General features: G+C 62.1%; 13 protein-coding genes. 4 read left to right on the forward strand and 9 right to left on the reverse strand.

Going from position 1 to position 16,641, the window contains the following annotated elements:
• Positions 1 to 57: 57 nt before the first annotated feature.
• From FSY59_RS16385 to FSY59_RS16425, 9 genes are all read right to left on the reverse strand, one after another.
• Positions 58 to 525, reverse strand: a complete 468-nt coding sequence (locus tag FSY59_RS16385) for an OsmC family protein (protein ID WP_003055340.1) — start codon at positions 523 to 525, stop codon at positions 58 to 60.
• Positions 522 to 1,931 carry an LLM class flavin-dependent oxidoreductase gene (locus FSY59_RS16390; RefSeq protein WP_222864297.1) on the reverse strand — a complete coding sequence of 470 codons (1,410 nt, stop codon included), beginning with the start codon at positions 1,929 to 1,931 and terminating at the stop codon, positions 522 to 524. The genes FSY59_RS16385 and FSY59_RS16390 overlap by 4 nt, the downstream gene beginning before the upstream one ends.
• A 35-nt stretch (positions 1,932 to 1,966) precedes the next feature.
• Positions 1,967 to 3,049, reverse strand: a complete 1,083-nt coding sequence (locus FSY59_RS16395; protein ID WP_148729340.1) for an NrtA/SsuA/CpmA family ABC transporter substrate-binding protein — start codon at positions 3,047 to 3,049, stop codon at positions 1,967 to 1,969.
• A 91-nt stretch (positions 3,050 to 3,140) separates the two neighbouring features.
• The gene (locus FSY59_RS16400; RefSeq protein ID WP_255439542.1) at positions 3,141 to 3,872 is read right to left on the reverse strand and encodes an ABC transporter ATP-binding protein; all 732 of its coding nucleotides are present in this window, start codon (positions 3,870 to 3,872) and stop codon (positions 3,141 to 3,143) included.
• Positions 3,873 to 3,940: 68 nt separating this feature from the next.
• On the reverse strand, positions 3,941 to 4,699 hold the full coding sequence (locus tag FSY59_RS16405; protein ID WP_003055333.1) for an ABC transporter permease subunit: 759 nt from the start codon (positions 4,697 to 4,699) through the stop codon (positions 3,941 to 3,943).
• Between the two features lie 186 nt (positions 4,700 to 4,885).
• Positions 4,886 to 6,514, reverse strand: a complete 1,629-nt coding sequence (locus tag FSY59_RS16410; protein ID WP_255439514.1) for an MFS transporter — start codon at positions 6,512 to 6,514, stop codon at positions 4,886 to 4,888.
• A gap of 530 nt (positions 6,515 to 7,044) precedes the next feature.
• Entirely contained in the window at positions 7,045 to 8,901 is a 1,857-nt protein-coding gene (locus FSY59_RS16415) for a hypothetical protein (protein WP_148729342.1), read from the reverse strand.
• Positions 8,901 to 9,968 carry an AAA family ATPase gene (locus FSY59_RS16420; RefSeq protein ID WP_043372764.1) on the reverse strand — a complete coding sequence of 356 codons (1,068 nt, stop codon included), beginning with the start codon at positions 9,966 to 9,968 and terminating at the stop codon, positions 8,901 to 8,903. The genes FSY59_RS16415 and FSY59_RS16420 overlap by 1 nt, the downstream gene beginning before the upstream one ends.
• 80 nt (positions 9,969 to 10,048) lie before the next feature.
• The gene (locus FSY59_RS16425; RefSeq protein WP_148729343.1) at positions 10,049 to 10,987 is read right to left on the reverse strand and encodes a LysR family transcriptional regulator; all 939 of its coding nucleotides are present in this window, start codon (positions 10,985 to 10,987) and stop codon (positions 10,049 to 10,051) included.
• A 177-nt stretch (positions 10,988 to 11,164) separates the two neighbouring features.
• On the opposite strand from FSY59_RS16425, the gene FSY59_RS16430 reads away from it, so the two are divergent.
• The 4 genes from FSY59_RS16430 to FSY59_RS16445 all read left to right on the forward strand — a co-directional run bounded on the left by FSY59_RS16430 (position 11,165) and on the right by FSY59_RS16445 (position 16,532).
• Positions 11,165 to 12,508, forward strand: coding sequence for a DUF3100 domain-containing protein (locus FSY59_RS16430; protein WP_003055320.1), 1,344 nt, complete (start codon positions 11,165 to 11,167; stop codon positions 12,506 to 12,508).
• Positions 12,509 to 12,523: 15 nt separating this feature from the next.
• Positions 12,524 to 13,699, forward strand: a complete 1,176-nt coding sequence (locus FSY59_RS16435) for a M20 aminoacylase family protein (protein WP_003055318.1) — start codon at positions 12,524 to 12,526, stop codon at positions 13,697 to 13,699.
• A 399-nt stretch (positions 13,700 to 14,098) separates the two neighbouring features.
• On the forward strand, positions 14,099 to 15,382 hold the full coding sequence (locus FSY59_RS16440) for a cation:proton antiporter (protein ID WP_148729406.1): 1,284 nt from the start codon (positions 14,099 to 14,101) through the stop codon (positions 15,380 to 15,382).
• Entirely contained in the window at positions 15,372 to 16,532 is a 1,161-nt protein-coding gene (locus FSY59_RS16445) for a YbdK family carboxylate-amine ligase (RefSeq protein WP_148729344.1), read from the forward strand. The genes FSY59_RS16440 and FSY59_RS16445 overlap by 11 nt, the downstream gene beginning before the upstream one ends.
• Positions 16,533 to 16,641: the final 109 nt, after the last annotated feature.

Raw genomic sequence — 16,641 nt, forward strand, 5'->3', positions numbered from 1 at the left:
ACAGAATGCACTGCCAGTCTTTTGTCCCGCTTTCTCCTTTGGGGCAGTCTCTGAAACTCAGGTTGTTGCTGTAATGCGTGCACTGGCCGGGCCGCCGCGTCGCAAGGTGTTGTAGATCGGGCATTTGCCGGTGAAGTAGTCCAGCAATTGCTGGGCCTGCTGCTGCGTGACGCCGCCGGCCGTGACCGCCAGTTCCAGCCTGGCATAGCGGGTGCCGTCGGCGGTATCGCGCTGAAACAGGACTTCGGCATCGAGACTGCTCAGGGGCCAGCCGAATTCGCGCGCTTTTTCCTGAATCAACCCGAAGCTGCAGGACGCCAGTGACGACAGCAAAAGCTCGCCGGCGGCAATCGCCAAGCCGGGGCCGCCGCTGCTGACCTTGGCGTCGGTGGGCAGCACATTGTGGCGTGCGCTGACGAGGTAGCGGCCTGCGGTGGCCGTCGCCTGGGCCTCGATGCTGACGATCTCGCCTGGGCCGGTTTGCAGATCTGCGTTGTCTTGCGACGTGCTGGTGGCGAGGCTCATGCGGCAACCTTGTCTGTCGATGGAATGGCGGGAGATTCCACTGTAGTGGAATGTGTTTCGACACGCTCTTTCCAGGCGTGAACGGCGGGGCGTTCCAAGCCCAGGTTTTCGCGCAGGGTTTCGCCGTGGTATTCGGTGCGCAGCAGCTTGCGTTGTTGAAGCTCTGGCACCACATAGCGCACGAATTCCTCAAACCCGGCAGGCTGGTAGGGGGCCTGGACCATGAAGCCGTCGCAAGCCTGTTCTTCAAACCAGTGCTGCATCTGGTCGGCCACGTCCTTGCCGCTGCCCACCATGCCGCCTTCGTAGCGGTTGCCGTAACGCAGGCCCAGCTCACGCAAGGTCAGCTGTTCGCGGTCGGTGGCTTCGCGCACCTCGTCGTAGTGGCCTTTGACGCCGGGCACGTTGAGGTCGGGCAGCGGCGCGTCCAGCGGGTACTGGCCCAGGTCGATATCGAGGTGATAGGCCAGGGTGGACAGGCCGGGCTCGGCATGGGTCAGGTCGCGCAGCACTTCGCGCTTGGCTTCGGCAATGGCGCGGGTCTCGCCCACCAGCGGGGTGGCGGCGGGCAGGATCTTGAGGCTGTCGGGCGAGCGGCCTTTGCGCACCACGCGCTCCTTCATCTCTTTGTAGAAGCGCTGGGCGCTGTCCAGAGAGTCGTGGCTGGCAAAGATCACATCGGCCCATTGGGCGGCAAAGTCGCGGCCTCGATCCGATGCGCCGGCTTGCACGATCAGCGGGTAGCCCTGGGGCGGGCGCGGCACGTTCAGCGGGCCGCGCACATCGAACCATTTGCCCTGGTGGTGAATTTCGTGCACCTTGGCAGGGTCGGCAAACAGTGGCGCTTCACGATCCGCAACCAGGGCGTCGTCTTCCCAGCTGTCCCAGAGCTGATGGACGACTTCGAGGAACTCGTCGGCGCGGTCGTAGCGCTCGTTCTTCGGGATTTGCTCGCGCAGCGAAAAATTCCTGGATTCGGCGTCCTGGAACGAGGTGACCACGTTCCAGCCGCTGCGTCCGGTGCTCAGATGGTCCAGCGTGGCAAAGGAGCGTGCCAGCTCATAGGGTTGGAAATAGCTGGTCGAGCGGGTGGCCACCAGACCCAGGTGCCGGGTGACGCTCGCCATGGACGTCAGCACCAGCGTGGGGTCCAGCCGCATGGAGCCCAGCGCGCCGTAGCGCAGCTGGCTGTCGGTGCTGCTCTGGAAGCGGTCGGGAACGGCCAGAATATCGGCAAAAAAAGCCATGTCGAAACGGCCTCGCTCGAGCGTCTGCGCGATCTTCTGATAGTAGGCTGGGTTGAGCCAGTCGGATTCGGAGCTGGGGTAGCGCCAGCCGCCGGCTCGACCGGGACCGGCAATGATGAAGGCGGCCAGATGCATCTGGCGGGGTGTTGCTTGGGTCATGGCAATGAACTCACTCTCCGGAAGTCGTCAGGGGCTCAGGAGAGGGCGCTGCGGATCTTCTGCGCCACATCGCCGACCTTGCTGCTTTGCAAAAAGCCGACGACATCGGTGCGTTGCGGCAGCACGCCCAGTTGCTGGAAGCTGTCGGCCATTTCCTGGGTTTCGGTGGCGGCCTGCCTGCTCAGCGGGGCCAGCAGATCGGCGGTGGAGTCCGACAGGCGCTTGTCCCGAATCAGTTCGACAAAGACTTTTTCTTCGAGGCTGCCGGGACGGAAGCCGCCTTGTGCAGCCCATAGTTTGGCCGTAGCGTCGGGGCTGGCATTGATCCTGGCCTGCGTCTGCTTGATAAGCTTGACGGCATTGAAGACAGCCTGGGGATTGGATTGCAGCGCTTTCTCGCTGGCGACATAAAAGGCCCAGTCATAGGTCCTGACATTGGGCAGCAGGCGGACCTTGTCGCCCAGGCGTGCCTTGGCAATGGCTGCGGCATGTTGCCAGTGGATCCAGCCGTCGATGCTGCCTTGTGCGAGAGCGGTATAGGCATCGACGCCCGACAGGCTGACCGCTTCCACGTCCTTGAGACGCAGACCCGCAGTTTCCAGGTATTTGATCAGGCTGTAGGTGCCGGTGGTGCCGTTCTGATGGGCAATGCGTTTGCCCTTGAGATCGGCGGCGGAGCGTATTGAGGATTCGGCGCGCACCAGAAAGTCCACTTCATCGGCGGGCAAGGCGTAGGCGGCCAGTGGAATCATGGGTACCCTGGCGGCGATGGCATTGACGAGCGCGGTTGCCGTTGCAAAGCTGAAGTCCACCGAGCCAGCCTTGATGGCCTCCATCACCGGCAGCGATGCGGTAAATCCGGGCTGGAAGGTGATGGCCGAGCCTATGGCGCTGTGCAGCTGGCTCTCGGGCAGGCTGCGCAGCGTGGCCCAGACACCGGTACGTCCGTCGCCGATGATGGCCACCCGCAGCGGTGTGCCATTGGACTGCGCCAGAGCGGCATTGCCGCCCAGGCTCAGCGCGGCCAGTGCCGAGCCGGCTTGCAGTCCGCGCTGCAAGGCCTGGCGGCGGCTCAGTGGTGAGGAGGTCAAAGCCGTGGTGCTGTCGTAAGGGCTCATGATGATTGCCGTGAAGGAAATGAAAGGAATGGGGCGTGCAGGCCCGTGATTGAAAAAGGAGGTCGGAGCCAGCTCTCGAAGACGGCGCGACTCAGGCCGAAGCCGAAGTCGCCTGGGCCGCCTCGTGCAAGGCCTCCTGCACCAGCAACTCGTTGATGAGCCTTGCCTTGAGCGTGGCCAGATCGGCCTGGCCACGATCGCGGGGTATTGCGCCTTCGAGCACCAGATCCCTGGCAATGTCGCCATCGCGCAGCACCAGAATGCGATTGGAGAGCACCACGGCCTCTTCCACGTCATGGGTGACCAGCACCACGGTGCAGGGGTGGTCGCGCAACATGTCGAAGAGCAGCAGTTGCATGGAGACCCGGGTAATGGCGTCAAGAGCGCCAAAGGGTTCGTCCAGCAGCAGGATGTCGGGGCGATGTAGCAGTGCGCGAGCCAGGGCTGCGCGCTGTTTCTGGCCGCCCGAGAGCGTGGACGGAAAATCGTTCTCATGGCCTTGCAGACCGACGGCACGCAATAGTTCCAGAGCTGCAGGCTGTTGCTCGCGAGCGCCAAGCGTGATGTTGTCGAGCACGGTCTGCCAGGGCAGCAGCCGGTCTTCCTGGAACATGACCCGTATCTGGGCTGCGCGCTCCGGCACGGGGCTGCTCAACCGCATGCGTCCGCTGCTGCAGGCTTCCAGACCCGCGATAAGCCGCAGCAGCGTGGACTTGCCGGCGCCGCTCGGACCTATCAGGGAAACGAATTCACCCTGTGTAATATCAAGATCTATATGCTGCAGAACCTGGCGGCGGCCGAACGATTTTCCGATATTGCGCAGAGAAACTGCGCATGCGGAGAAGCCATCTTCTTTGATTTCGGCATTCTGACGGCTTGATAATATTGAAATCATTGACCTGCTGCCTTTTTATATGCGGGATTCCAGCGCAGAACGCGATATTCGATCTGCCGTATAAGCCAGTCTGCCAGCCAGCCTGCCAGTGCATACAGCAATATGGCGAAAATGATGATATCAATGCGCAGCAGTTCGCGGGCGTTCTGAACCATGTAACCAATGCCATTGCGAGAAGCAATGGTTTCGGCAATGACCAGCGTGAGCCATGCAACACCTAATGCATATCGGATACCCACCAGTATGGATGGCATGGCGCCGGGAATGATGATTTGTTTAATCAGCTCTTTGCGGCTGAGACCGTAGGATTTTCCCATTTCCAGCAGCTTGGCATCGACATTCTTGATGCCGCTGGCCGTGTTGATATAGACAGGAAACAGCGTTCCCAATGCGACCAGCAAAATACGCGGCGTTTCATCGATACCCAGCCATAGAATCATCAACGGCACCAGGGCCAGATGCGGAATGGTGCGCAGCATCTGCAGCGAACGGTCAAGCAGATCATGGTTGAACTGACTGAGACCTACGGCCGTGCCCAGTACCAAGCCCGACAACATGCCAATGCTGAAGCCGGCCAGAACCCGACTCAGGCTGACGCCTATATCTGTCCAGAGCGTGTTGTTGGTCCATTGCTCATAGGCGGCATGAGCGACCGTGATAGGACTGGGTAATATGGACTGATCTATCCAGCCACTTGTTGTTGAAAATAGCCAAAGGCTCAGCACAACAAAAGGAATGATCCACGGTGTGAGCATTCTCTTGAAATTGAATGACGTGAATTGCCCTGTGCTTTTCTCTTTGATCAGTTGTCGTATTGCTTGGTCTGAAATCTGCATTGAGTGATATGTGCAAATTGGCCCTATTAAAGGAGCCGAAGCCAAGTTTATAACTTAAATATTTAATGTGTTAAATGAATAATTTTTTGTTTGTTAATTACGGAATCATCCTTTTGCCAAAGATAATAATATTGTTTGCATATGATGGATTGATCTGCATGTAGCCGGATCTGATGGATCGGATATTGGGCTGTGGCTCGGGTCCATAGCTTTTTCCGGAAACCGGACTCCAGTCAGCAGAGTGCGCCAGCGGAAACGGCCTGTGTGCCGCAATCCTTTGGCAGACACCGGCTTCCTGTTCGGACTCATCCAATGAAAAAAGCCGACCTGAAGGCCGGCCGGCTGCTGTCGTACTGTTTGGCCTCTGTTTAGCGCACGGCCTGGCCATGCTGGGCCTTGGCGGGCCGCACTGCCACCATCAGCACCAGTGCCGATAGGATCAACATGCCCAGCACCAGATAGATGCTGTAGTGCCTGTTGCCGGTGTACTGGGTCAGCAGGCCGGCCAGAGTGGGGCTGGCGGCCGAGCCCAGGTTGCCCAGGCTGCTGATGAGCGCTATGCCGCCTGCGGCCACGGCCGGAGACAGATAGTCGCTGACCTGGGCAAAGAACAGCGGGGGGCAGGGCCGCAAGCCCGATCAGCGTGAAGGCCAGGGCAATCAGAGAGCCTTCGAGATGGCCGTGCATCTGCAGGGTGACGATCAGGCCGGCAATGGCCATGCCGGTGGCGATGAACAGGTGCCAGCGCCGGTCGCCGAATCGGTCGGAGCTGGCGCCAAAGGCAATCATGCCGACAAAGCCCGCCACAAAGGGAATGGCCGAGTAGATGCCGACATGCAGCACGTCCTGCACGCCCAGGCCCTGAATCACGGTGGGCATCCAGAAGACAAACAGATAGGTGGCGCCGTGCATCATGAAATACACCAGTGACAGGGCATAGACCTTGGGGTCGCGCAGCAGCTGGCCCAGAGTGGCGCTGCCATCGGCATCCTTGTGCCCGTTGCTGCCGTGGTGAGTGGCCTGGCCGCTTTCGTTGGCCAGGTTGTATTGCAGACGCGCTTTCTCGGCATCTGTCAGCCATTTGGCGTCGGCGGGCCTGTCCTGCAGGTAGACGTAGAGGATCAGGCCCAGAATGCAGGCGGGGGGGCCCTGGATGAGAAACAGCCACTGCCAGCCATGCAGACCGTCGATGCCATCCATATATTTGAGGATGGCGCCGCACAGCGGTCCGGCCACGATGGCCATGGCCATGACGGCCGAGAGAAAGATGGAGATCACCCGGCCGCGGCGGGCCGAGGGATACCAGTAGGTGAAGTAGAGAATGACGCCGGGAAAGAAGCCGGCTTCGAAGGCGCCCAGCAGAAAGCGTGCGACATAGAACTGCATGGGAGTGGAGACCCAGGCCATGGCCACCAGCATGATGCGCATCAGCGTCTTGCGCGTGCCTATCTTCTCCAGCAGCAGGTTGCTGGGTACTTCAAACAGAAAGTAGCCTATGAAGAACAGACCCGCGCCGAATCCGTAGGCGGCGTCGCCGAAATCCAGCGTCTGCTTCATCTGGATCTGGGCATAGCCGATATTGATCCGGTCCAGGTAGGCGACCATGTAGCAGATCAGCAGCAGGGGCAGCAGCCGCCAGCTGACCTTGGCATACAGCGCCTTGTCTGCGTCGATGTCCTGGCTGGTATCTTGCCTGGGCGTTGCGCCCGAAATGGTCGTCGCACTTGGGTTCATGCTTGTCTCTTGGAAGTTGTTGTGGGGCGCGGGGTGGGCATCACGAGCTGGATGCAGCAAGCCATGGCCTGGGAGCAGACCCGGCTCGGCCTTTTTTCGTTGTCATGAATGCAAGGGATGCGTCACGGTCCCGCAGCATCAGGCCGCAAGGGCGGAGGCTGCCATGACCTTGCGCCAGCACCGGTAGCTGTGAATGGTGCTGTGGTGGCCTGTCCTGGATTTCTGGGTTCATTTCCTGTTCTTGACCTTCATCGCCTGAACCCGGCTGCGCACCAAGGCTGCATCGACCTTTGCGGGGCAGAGAATCAACGAGTTCGGTGGGCAATGTAGGGCCGGTGGCCTGAATGCACTTGGCGCATTCCGCAATTCAGTTGCCGGATCGTGACATCCAAGGGTAAGCCTTAGGCTCTGCTCTTGCAGCGGCAGGGCGGTAGAGGCTGCCGCGCCCAGGTCTGCCAGCGTGCAGATCGCGCTCGATGAGTTGGCGAGCTGTGCACTGCTGAATGGAGCGGGGATGCTCCGATGCTGAATTAGTCCATCACAAATATGGGGGCTGTTGTGCGAAACGGCAGCCTGCGGCCTGGCGGCAGCAGATAGGCATGCTCGCGCGACACGCGCAGCGGGTCGCATTCGCCGTCGGTGATGATGAGGATGGGCCCGTCCTTGGGAAAGTCATCGGTCTGGAGCAGCCGATCCACGCCCGGCTGCAGCACGGTGCCGCCCCGGCCCCTGAGAGCGATGCGCTGGGCCATGTCAGCGGCCGGTAGATAGCCCAGGTCATAGGCTGCGGCGTCGCAGCAGATCAGGCGCACTGCGGGCACGTTCTTGGCCTCGGCATAGCTGGCGATGGCGCCCAGTGCCTTGGCCAGTACATGGCGCTCCATGGAGCCCGAGGTGTCCAGCACCACGCCAAAGGTGCGGCCGTCCAGCCAGCGGCTGTCGGCTTGAATGCGTGGCCTGGGAATATCGGGCGTGGCGCTCTGGCGGCGGCTGATGCGGGCATAGCTGCGCCGCGTTTCTATGGGCGGAAAGTGATGGTCGAACCAGCGCGCCAGCTCTACCTGCCAGTCAATCGGCGGCTGCAGCAAGGCACGGATTTCCTCGATCAGTCCTGCGGGCAGCAGGCCGCGTGCGCTTTGCTCGTGGCGCAGCAGGCCCTTGCCCAGCTGGGTGCGGCAAAACTCGTCGATATCGGTGTAGTCGCCCGTGTTGTGCTGACCGCCTACATTGCGCTCCAGCATGTCGCCCCGGCCACCGGCCAGGGTGCGCAGCTTGCGCATGCGGCGCAGATCGCTTGCGATGCGGTCATAGACCTCCTCGGCGCCGAGGCCGCGCAGCTCCGGGTCGTAGAGCAGGCCGATGCCCGGCGGCTGGCCCACATCCATCTGAATCAGCCAGTCGTTGATGACAAAGTCGCAGGCCACGTTCCACAGAAAAGGTTCGCGCCCGCGTCGGCGCGGCAGATGGCGCAGGGCAACGTGCAGAACTTCGTGGGCAATGACGAAACGCAGTTCCAGCTCGGACAGGCGCGGGCCGGGGTTGATGTAGATGGTGCGCAGCACTTCGTCGACGGCGGCGACGGCAATGTCCTCGCGCTCGCAGATGCCGGCGTCCTCGATGATGTCAAACGCCGCGACCATGCTGCCCAGCAGCGGAAAGCTGTCCATGAACCAGTGTCTTGCGCGGTCCAGCGCACTGCTGGCAGGGCGGCTCTGGCCAAACTCGCGGCGCACGCCTGCCGCCATTTCCACGGACTGGGTGACGGAGCGAGCCAGACCGGCGGCAAACATTTCGGGCCAGTTGCCGTACCTGCGCCAATACGGCTGCGGTTTGCTGGTGGATGAGGCGGGCTCAGGCCACTGCTGCGGCAGGGCCAGGCTGGGGTGAGCGCCGCCCTGACCGGGACCGGCCAAGCTCAGCGACTGTGCCCAGGCGGGTATGCCTTGTTCGCAGAACTGGACGTACCACTGGGCCTCGTCGCGCTGGGGCAGTCCGTCGGGCAGTTCCATGCCTTCGGGCGGACGGCCGAGCTTGATGGTCTGGATGAAGCGGGCCGTGACCACATCGCAGGCCGCGCTCCATTGGACCCAGTGACTGCGGTCTCGCTGAAAAAGCTCCAGCGCGTAGCTGAGCGTGGCCCGCCCCAGGCAATACGCCCATTCCTCGGGACTGGCCAGGCGCTTGGGGTGGATGTCGATCTGGCCGGTAAAGCGTTGGTGGTTGAGGCTGGCCTGTGCCCAGCCATGGGGCGGGCAGCCTGACTGGGCGCCGCGCACAAAGCCCAGGCTGCGGCTGAGTTCGCTAAAGATGGGGTGTGCCTGCAGCATGGCCAGGCCCTGCGTATAGGCCTGGGTGGCAGGGGTGTCGCGCGTTGGGGCTTTGGCCATCAGGCTCTGGCCGTCTCGCGCGCTTCCACCAGGCGTGGCAGGTCGCGCACTATTTCCACCATATACCAGGCTGGCAGGGTCTGGCTGTCGCTCTCAGCGGTGACGATCTGAGCCATTTCCAGGCTGATCTGGGCCAGTTCCTTGAGCATGGCCTTGGAGCGGTGCACGGTTTGCTGCAACTCGCCGCCGCTTTGCTGCTTGTCGGCGGGCAGGATCTTGAGCAGACGCGCACGGAAGGCCTGGGCCAGGAAATACAGCACATCTCTGTCCTGCGGCGCATGGGGCCAGTTGGCGTCGCCCTTGAAAATAGCGTCCAGACGGTGACGGTCGTCGGCCAGCTTATAGAAGGCCTTGAACTGCGCCGCATGCTGGGGCGTGAGGCAGCCGCTGCCCAGGGCTTCGAGCGTCTGCAGATTCAGAGCATCGCCGTAGGAGAGCAAGGCGTCGCTCAGCATATGCCAGGAGCGCGGCGTGGAAAACGCTTCCTCATGCTTGGGCGGCTGGCTCCACAGGTGATCGGGACGCTGGGCCAGGTATTCGAGCACCAGAGTATGCAACTGGGCCTGCTGCGCCCATTGCAGCCACTCGCTGGCGCTGACCTTGAGTTGCACATGAATCATGCGGTTGATCAGCGCCGAGGACATGGTGCGCACAATCGCGGAATCCTGAGCCCGGTTGCCAGCCGCAATCACGATGGAGCCCTCGGGCATCACATACTCGCCCACGCGACGCTCCAGGATCAGGCTGTAGAAGGCTTTCTGCACATCCTGGCTGCAGGCGTTGAGCTCGTCCAGGAACAGGCAATAGGGCTGCTCGCGCGCAATCATGGCGGGCGGGCAAAAGCGAGTCACGCCGTCAATGATCTGTGGCACGCCCAGCAAATCCTCGGGCGCGAGCTGGCTACCCAGCAGGGACACACAATCAAGCCCCACGCTTTGCGCAAAGTTTTGCACCAGTGCTGATTTACCAATGCCTGGCGGCCCCCAGATGAACACGGGGCGTACGGTGGCTACGTTGAGAAGGAATTCGCTAAGTTGCGAGGGAGTGAGAGCCAGACTGGTTTGCATGCTGCGTGCAGTCTAAGGCAAGTGCAGCGGTGTCCTCAGCATGCTCAGGCGGCCTGACCTGGAGTCCTGCGGGCCGCCGCTCATGGTTCCTGGAACGCCTGCATGCCTTGCATGCAATACAGCAGAAAGCGATTGGCGGCTGGGGACAGATGGCGACCGGTGCGAGTGATGAGCTGCATTTCCGCATCCTGAAATGCAGGGTTGCGAATGGGAATGGCGCGCAGGCGCCCGCTTGCCAGCTCGGCCGTGACGGAGCAGGGCGGCAGCAGGGTCACGCCCTGGCCGCTGGTGACAAAGGCCAGCAGCACGCTGATGAGATTGCTGGTCAGCGCGGGGCTGAGATGGATCTTGTCCTTGTGTTCGGCATATTCCACGAGCTGGCGAATGCCATACACGCCTTGAAGCATGGCAATAGGCCATTGGCTGAGCTCCTGCAGCGAGGTCTGGCCCGCGCTGGCCAGCGGGTGCTGGGAGTGGACGATGGCATGCATGGGCTGGCGCGCCGCGCCGCGCGCGGTGATATGGCTGTCGGCGGGCGGGTAGTAGACCAGGCCGATCTCGGCCGCATCCTCGCGAATGCGGCGCATGATTTCGGTCGTGCCATAGATTTCCAGCGAGATGCTGACGCCAGGGTATTGCTGGCGAAAATTGCGTATGGGGCCGTCGATCAGCTCCTGCGCAAAGCCCTCGCCGCTGACCACGCTGACACTGCCGCTGTGCAGGCCGCGCAGCGCATCTACCTTGGCCAGCATGTCGTGGCGGTGGGCCGTGTGTTCGCGGTGATAGTCCAGTAACAGCCGGCCGGCTTCGGTGGGCACCACGCCGCTGCGGTGGCGCTCAAGCAGGGCCACCCCCAGTTCCTCTTCGAGCAGGCTGATCTGTCGGCTGACGGCTGAGGGCACGATGCCCAGTTTTTCGGCTGCGGCACGGACAGAGCCGCAGTAGACGGCTTCAAACAGATAGCGGGCGCGGGAGTCTTGGAAGGCGGGCATGCGGCGATTGTCGTCGCCAAATTGCATCTGTATTCATACGTATGTTCACTTTTTTAGAACAGAAAAAGAAGGCGTATGCAATAAATGCATTGTTATATTCAGCGCCCGCATGGGTGAGCGCCAGCTTGGGCTGGCCGTGCCCATTTTCAGGGTTCAAAGCTATTTCAGCGCGTCGGCAGCGGCCGTCGTGCGCAAGGAAAGTTGATGCGTACAGAGGTGCAGCCGGCCAAGGCCGCGTTGAATGTGGGTAGCGTGGTGCAGGTATTTGCGCTGGCGCTGGTGATTGCGGCATTGTCCGAGTGGCTGGGGCCGCTGCCCATTGCGCTGGGCGTGGGCAAGGTGGTGCTGCTGCCCATGATCTGGGCGCTGCTCATCGGTCTGGTGCTGGGACTGCTGCGCAAGCGCATGCCCGGGCCGCTAAAGCTGAGCCTGTACAGCCAGAATCTGGCAGCCGCCGTGCTGTCTTGCGCGCTGTTTCTGTTCATTGCCAAACTGGGTCTGCTGGTCGGTGGCTCGCTGCCCAAGCTGGCCGAAGTCGGCTGGGGGCTGGTGTTGCAGGAGTTGGGCAATCTGGTCGGTTGCGTGGCCCTGGGCATGCCAGTGGCGCTGCTGCTGGGCATCAAGCGCGAAGCGATTGGCGCGACTTTTTCCATCGGCCGTGAACCGGGTCTGGCCATCATCGGCGAGCGTTTCGGCATGGATTCGCCAGAAGGTCGCGGCGTGCTGGCCGAGTACATCACCGGTACGCTGATCGGCGCTATCTTCATCTCGCTGCTGGCCGGCTTTGTCTCAAGCCTCAATATCTTCCACCCGCTGGCACTGGGCATGGGCGCCGGTGTGGGCTCGGGCAGCATGACGGCCGCCGCCGTGGGCGCGATTGCCGCCCAGCATCCCGAGATGAGCGACCAGATTGCCACCTTTGCCGCTGCCGCCAATCTGATTGCGACGACGGTGGGCACTTATCTGACCCTGTTCATCTCGCTGCCCCTGGCGCTGCGTGCCTATCAATGGCTGGAGCCGATTCTGGGCCGCAAGCGCAAGCAGGCTGTGGTGGAGCAGGCTGTAGACCTGTGTGCCGCCAAGGATGAGGAACAGGCACAGGTGCCGGCGCTGGGCCTGGGCATGCGCTTCGCCTCCTGGGTTCTGGTCGGCGCCATGGTGCTGATCGGCAACCGCATCGGCCATGGCGTGCCGGTGATGGATGCGTTGCCAGGTGTACTGCTCATCATTGCCGCCGTGTTTGTCGGTGATCTGATTTATGTGGGCACGCGCCGCGCGCTGCCTGCGGTGTGCTGGATCTCGTTCATCGCGATGGCCATGACCTTCCCGCTGACGCCTTATGCCGCCGAGGTGGCAGCTTTGACCGGCAAGGTCAACTTCCTGGCCATGATCACGCCCATGCTGACGTTCGCGGGCCTGTCGCTGGCTAAGGACATCCCGGCTTTCCGCCGTCTGGGTTGGCGCATCGTGGTGGTTTCGCTGCTGGCCAATGCCGGTGTGTTCCTGGCCGCGACGCTGATCGCCCAGACCTTTGTCCACACGCTGTAAAGTCGGAGCAGGACCATGATGAACACCATCAAGTGGCCCGGCCAGCAGGAACTGCAAGCCTGGCGTCATGACTTTCATCGTCATCCCGAAACCGCGTTTCAGGAGCACCGCACCAGCGCGCGTGTGGCCGAGCTGCTGAAGAGCTTCGGTCTGGAAGTGCACACCGGCCTGGCCGGCACCGGCGTGGTCGCCGTGCTCAAGGGCAGTCTGGGCGCCGGCCCCTCTATCGGCCTGCGTGCCGATATGGATGCGCTGCATGTGACCGAGCTCAACCAGTGCGAGCATGCGTCAACCCATGCAGGTCGCATGCATGCCTGCGGTCACGACGGCCATACCAGCATGTTGCTGGGTGCGGCCCAGGCTCTGGCCTCGGCCCCCGACTTTGCCGGTACCGTGCATTTCATCTTCCAGCCTGCCGAGGAAAACGAAGGTGGCGCGCGCGCCATGATCGAGGAAGGGCTGTTCAAGCGCTTCCCCATGGACGCGGTCTATAGCATGCACAACTGGCCGGGCCTGCCCGTGGGTACGGCGGCAGTGCATTCCACGGCCGTGATGGCGGCCTTCGACATCTTCGATCTGACGCTAACCGGCAAGGGCTGTCATGCCGCCATGCCGCATCTGGGCAAGGATGCGCTGCTGTCGGCTTGCCAACTGGTGACGCAGCTGCCCGCGCTGATCGCTCGCGAGCAGGAGGTGCACAAGCCAGCCGTGCTGAGCGTGACCAGCTTCAACGCCGGGGATACCTATAACGTGATGCCCGAAGTCATCAAGCTGCGCGGTACCGTGCGCTGCTTCGACATGCCTCAGCGCGCGCGTATTGAGCAGCGTTTTCGCGATGCGATTGCAGCGACCTGCGCGCTGCACGGCCTTGAGGCCCAGCTCGACTACCGCGTCAGCTACCCAGCGACCATCAACAGCCCCCAGCATGCCGAAGTTTGCGCCGAGGTGCTGACCAGCGTACTGGGCGAGGGCAAGGTGCGCCGCGATATGGTGCCCAGCATGGCTTCGGAAGACTTTGCCTTCATGGCACAGGAATGCCCGGGCGTCTATATCTGGCTGGGCAATGGCGAGGACAGCGCCTCCCTGCACAACCCCAAGTACGACTTCAACGACGCCAATCTGCCGCTGGGAATGCGTTACTGGGTGGAACTGGTGGGAGCGCTGCTGAAGGGCGGCAAGCTGCCAGCCTGATAGCAGGGTTTCCCATATGAATCAATGCCGGGTCAACGCTTGGTTGAGCCCGGCATTTTTCATGTCCGGAAGGTTTGCAAAACTCTAACAAGCCATGCATTCGGACACAGAAATGTCGGAAGGCTGACACCCTGTAACGCCGTTTGATCTGGCGCCCCTATGATGTTTGTAGCGCTCCTGGTCAGTGCCTGTGGAGATCTGGGCATACTTTGGAGCGTGCGTGGCGGCTGCCGTGATCCCTCGGGCGCAGGGCTGGCCGCGCTAGTAGCAGGTGTTGCATCCCGGCGCATGACTGGGCTTTCACGCGGCGCTGACCGCATCTCTCGCAACGCTGCCTGCACCATTCCTGGTGCCGTGACTTTGTCGCACTGTCCGGGTCTTGATACAGGAGGGCGCTTTATGCCGTTCGGCAATCTTGAGGCGGGCATCTGGCCCGCCGGTTTTCCGCCGCTGCTGAGCTGGTGCGTGCTGGTTGCAGCCGCTGCTTTGCTTGGTCATCTGGTTCACCGTTTTACCGGCTATCCGCGCATGCTGGGGTATACGGTGGTGGGCCTGGTGGCCGGATGGGTTGGCTTTGGTGATCTGCCCTGGCCGCTGCAAGGCAGCACGGCCGTGCTGTTGGAGGTGGCTGTGGGCGCAAGCCTGCTGCTGGCTGCCTCTCAGGTTTCATTGCCCTGGCTGTTTCGTCAGCCCTGGTTGCTGCTGCAAAGTCTGGGCGAGTCGCTGGTCACGCTGACGGTGGTGGCTGCGACCTTGCTGGCCCTGGGCTGGGGCTGGGCCGTGGCGCTGGCCGTCGGTGTGATATCCATGGCTGCGTCTCCGGCTGTGTTGCTTCGCATTGCCGATGATCTGCGCGCCAGCGGCGCGGTGACAGACCGCAGCTTGCTGCTGGCTACTATCAGCACCTTGCTGGCGCTGTTCGGCGCTCTGGTGCTGACCGTAGTGTTCGTGCCGGTCGCAGCGGCTGCAGGTGGCGGCCTGCAGTTTTCATCGGCGGGGCTGGGCCGCCTGCTGTTCAGCCTGTTGCTGACTCTGTTCTGGGCCTTTCTGGTCACCATTGCCTTCTGGCCAGTCCTTCGTTGGCAGTCATCGCGCAGCGACACCACGGCCTTGTATCTGCTTGCTGCCATGGCTGCGGTCTGCTTGCTGGCCGAGCAATGGGGCGGCTCTGCCGCACTGGGCTTCATGGTCGCGGGTCTGATGCTGCGCAATTTCAGTCCCATGCCGCTGGTCTGGCCCCAGGCCTTTCAGGCGGCCAATGCCATGCTCAATCTGCTGATGTTCGTGCTGGTGGCCAGCATGGCCTCGCAAGTGAACCTGTCTGTGGCGATGGTTTCGGTCGTGGCCAGCGCTGTCCTGGCTCGGATTCTGGGCAAGTTTGGCTCCATCCTTCTGCTGGGGCTAGGTACCGGCATAGGCTGGCGCAGGCAATGGCCTGTGGCCTGCGGGCAATTGGCCTTGTCGGGACTCGCGCTGCTGATGGTGTCGGGGATTGCAATGCAGTGGACGGCTTTCAATGCCAGCGTGGCCCAGCAGGTGGCGGCCATTGCGCTGCCCATGATCGTCTTGTGCGAGGTGCTGGGTGTGCTGCTGGCCGCTACCGCCCTGTGGCGTAGCGGCGATGCCCATCGCGGCGTGGGCCGCGCGGCCTTGCAAAGAGGAGGGAAGCGCCATGACGCATGAAATCGAGCAAAGTCAGCCAGCGGGGGCCGAAGCCGGCGGCCTGGGCGAATTCGCACCTTCTCAGGCCCTGACGCTGGGCGTGGAACTGGAGCTGCAGCTGCTCAACACCCATCACTACGATATGACGCCGTATGCGCCCGATATGCTGGCCCTGCTCAAGAACGCCAAGGTCCCGGGCTCCATCGTGCCTGAGGTGACCTCCAGCATGATCGAGATCTCCACCGGCATCTGTCAGGATGCACAGGACGCCTACGAGCAATTGGCTGTTACGCGCGATGCCTTGGTCAAGGCGGCCGATCGGCTCAATATCGCGCTGGCCGGTGGCGGCACGCATCCGTTTCAGCAGTGGCACCAACAGCGCATTTACGACAAGCCGCGCTTCAAGGAGCTGACGGCGCTGTACGGCTATCTGACCAAGCAGTTCACCATCTTCGGCCAGCATGTGCATGTGGGCTGCCCCAGTGCCGACGATGCGCTGATGATGCTGCACCGGCTTTCGCGCTACATCCCGCATTTCATTGCACTGTCGGCATCCAGCCCCTTTGTGCAAGGCCAGGACACCGCGTTTGATTCGGCACGTCTCAACTCGGTGTTCGCGTTCCCGCTTTCGGGCCGTGCACCATTTGCCTTGCATTGGGAGGATTTCGAGCGCTACTTTGCCAAGATGGCGGCTACGGGCGTGATTCACAGCATGAAGGATTTTTACTGGGATATCCGGCCCAAGCCCGAGTTCGGTACTGTGGAAGTGCGTGTTTTCGACACGCCGCTGTCCATCCACCGCGCTGCGCAGTTGGCGGCTTATGTGCAGGCGCTGGGTGCCTGGTTTCTCAGCGAGCAGCCCTTTGAGCCCAGCGAAGACGACTATCTGGTCTATACCTATAACCGCTTCCAGGCCTGCCGTTTCGGCTTGGACGGCACTTATGTGGACCCGGCGAGCAGCGAGCAGCTGTCGCTGCGCGAGCACATAGGGCAGACCCTGCAGCGCATCACCAGCCATGCCCCCGCATCCGGCAAGAGCGCGCTGCAGGATCTGTCCCAGGTTCTGCAGCGCGGCAACGATGCGAGCTGGCTGCGCGAGAGCTATGCCCAGGTGCAGCAATTGCCTGAGGTGGTGCGCCAGGCGTCGCTCAGATTTGCTGGTAGGCCCTGAGCGGTTTTGACATCATCGACTCGGTGCAAGGCGTTACATTTGCAAATACTTACGAGTGCGGATTGAAAGGGCTTGAACAAAGCAAAAGCCAGTCCTGCCTTGTTCATCC

Source organism: Comamonas sp. Z3 (assembly GCF_008121565.1).
GTDB classification, from domain to species: domain Bacteria; phylum Pseudomonadota; class Gammaproteobacteria; order Burkholderiales; family Burkholderiaceae_C; genus Comamonas; species Comamonas brasiliensis.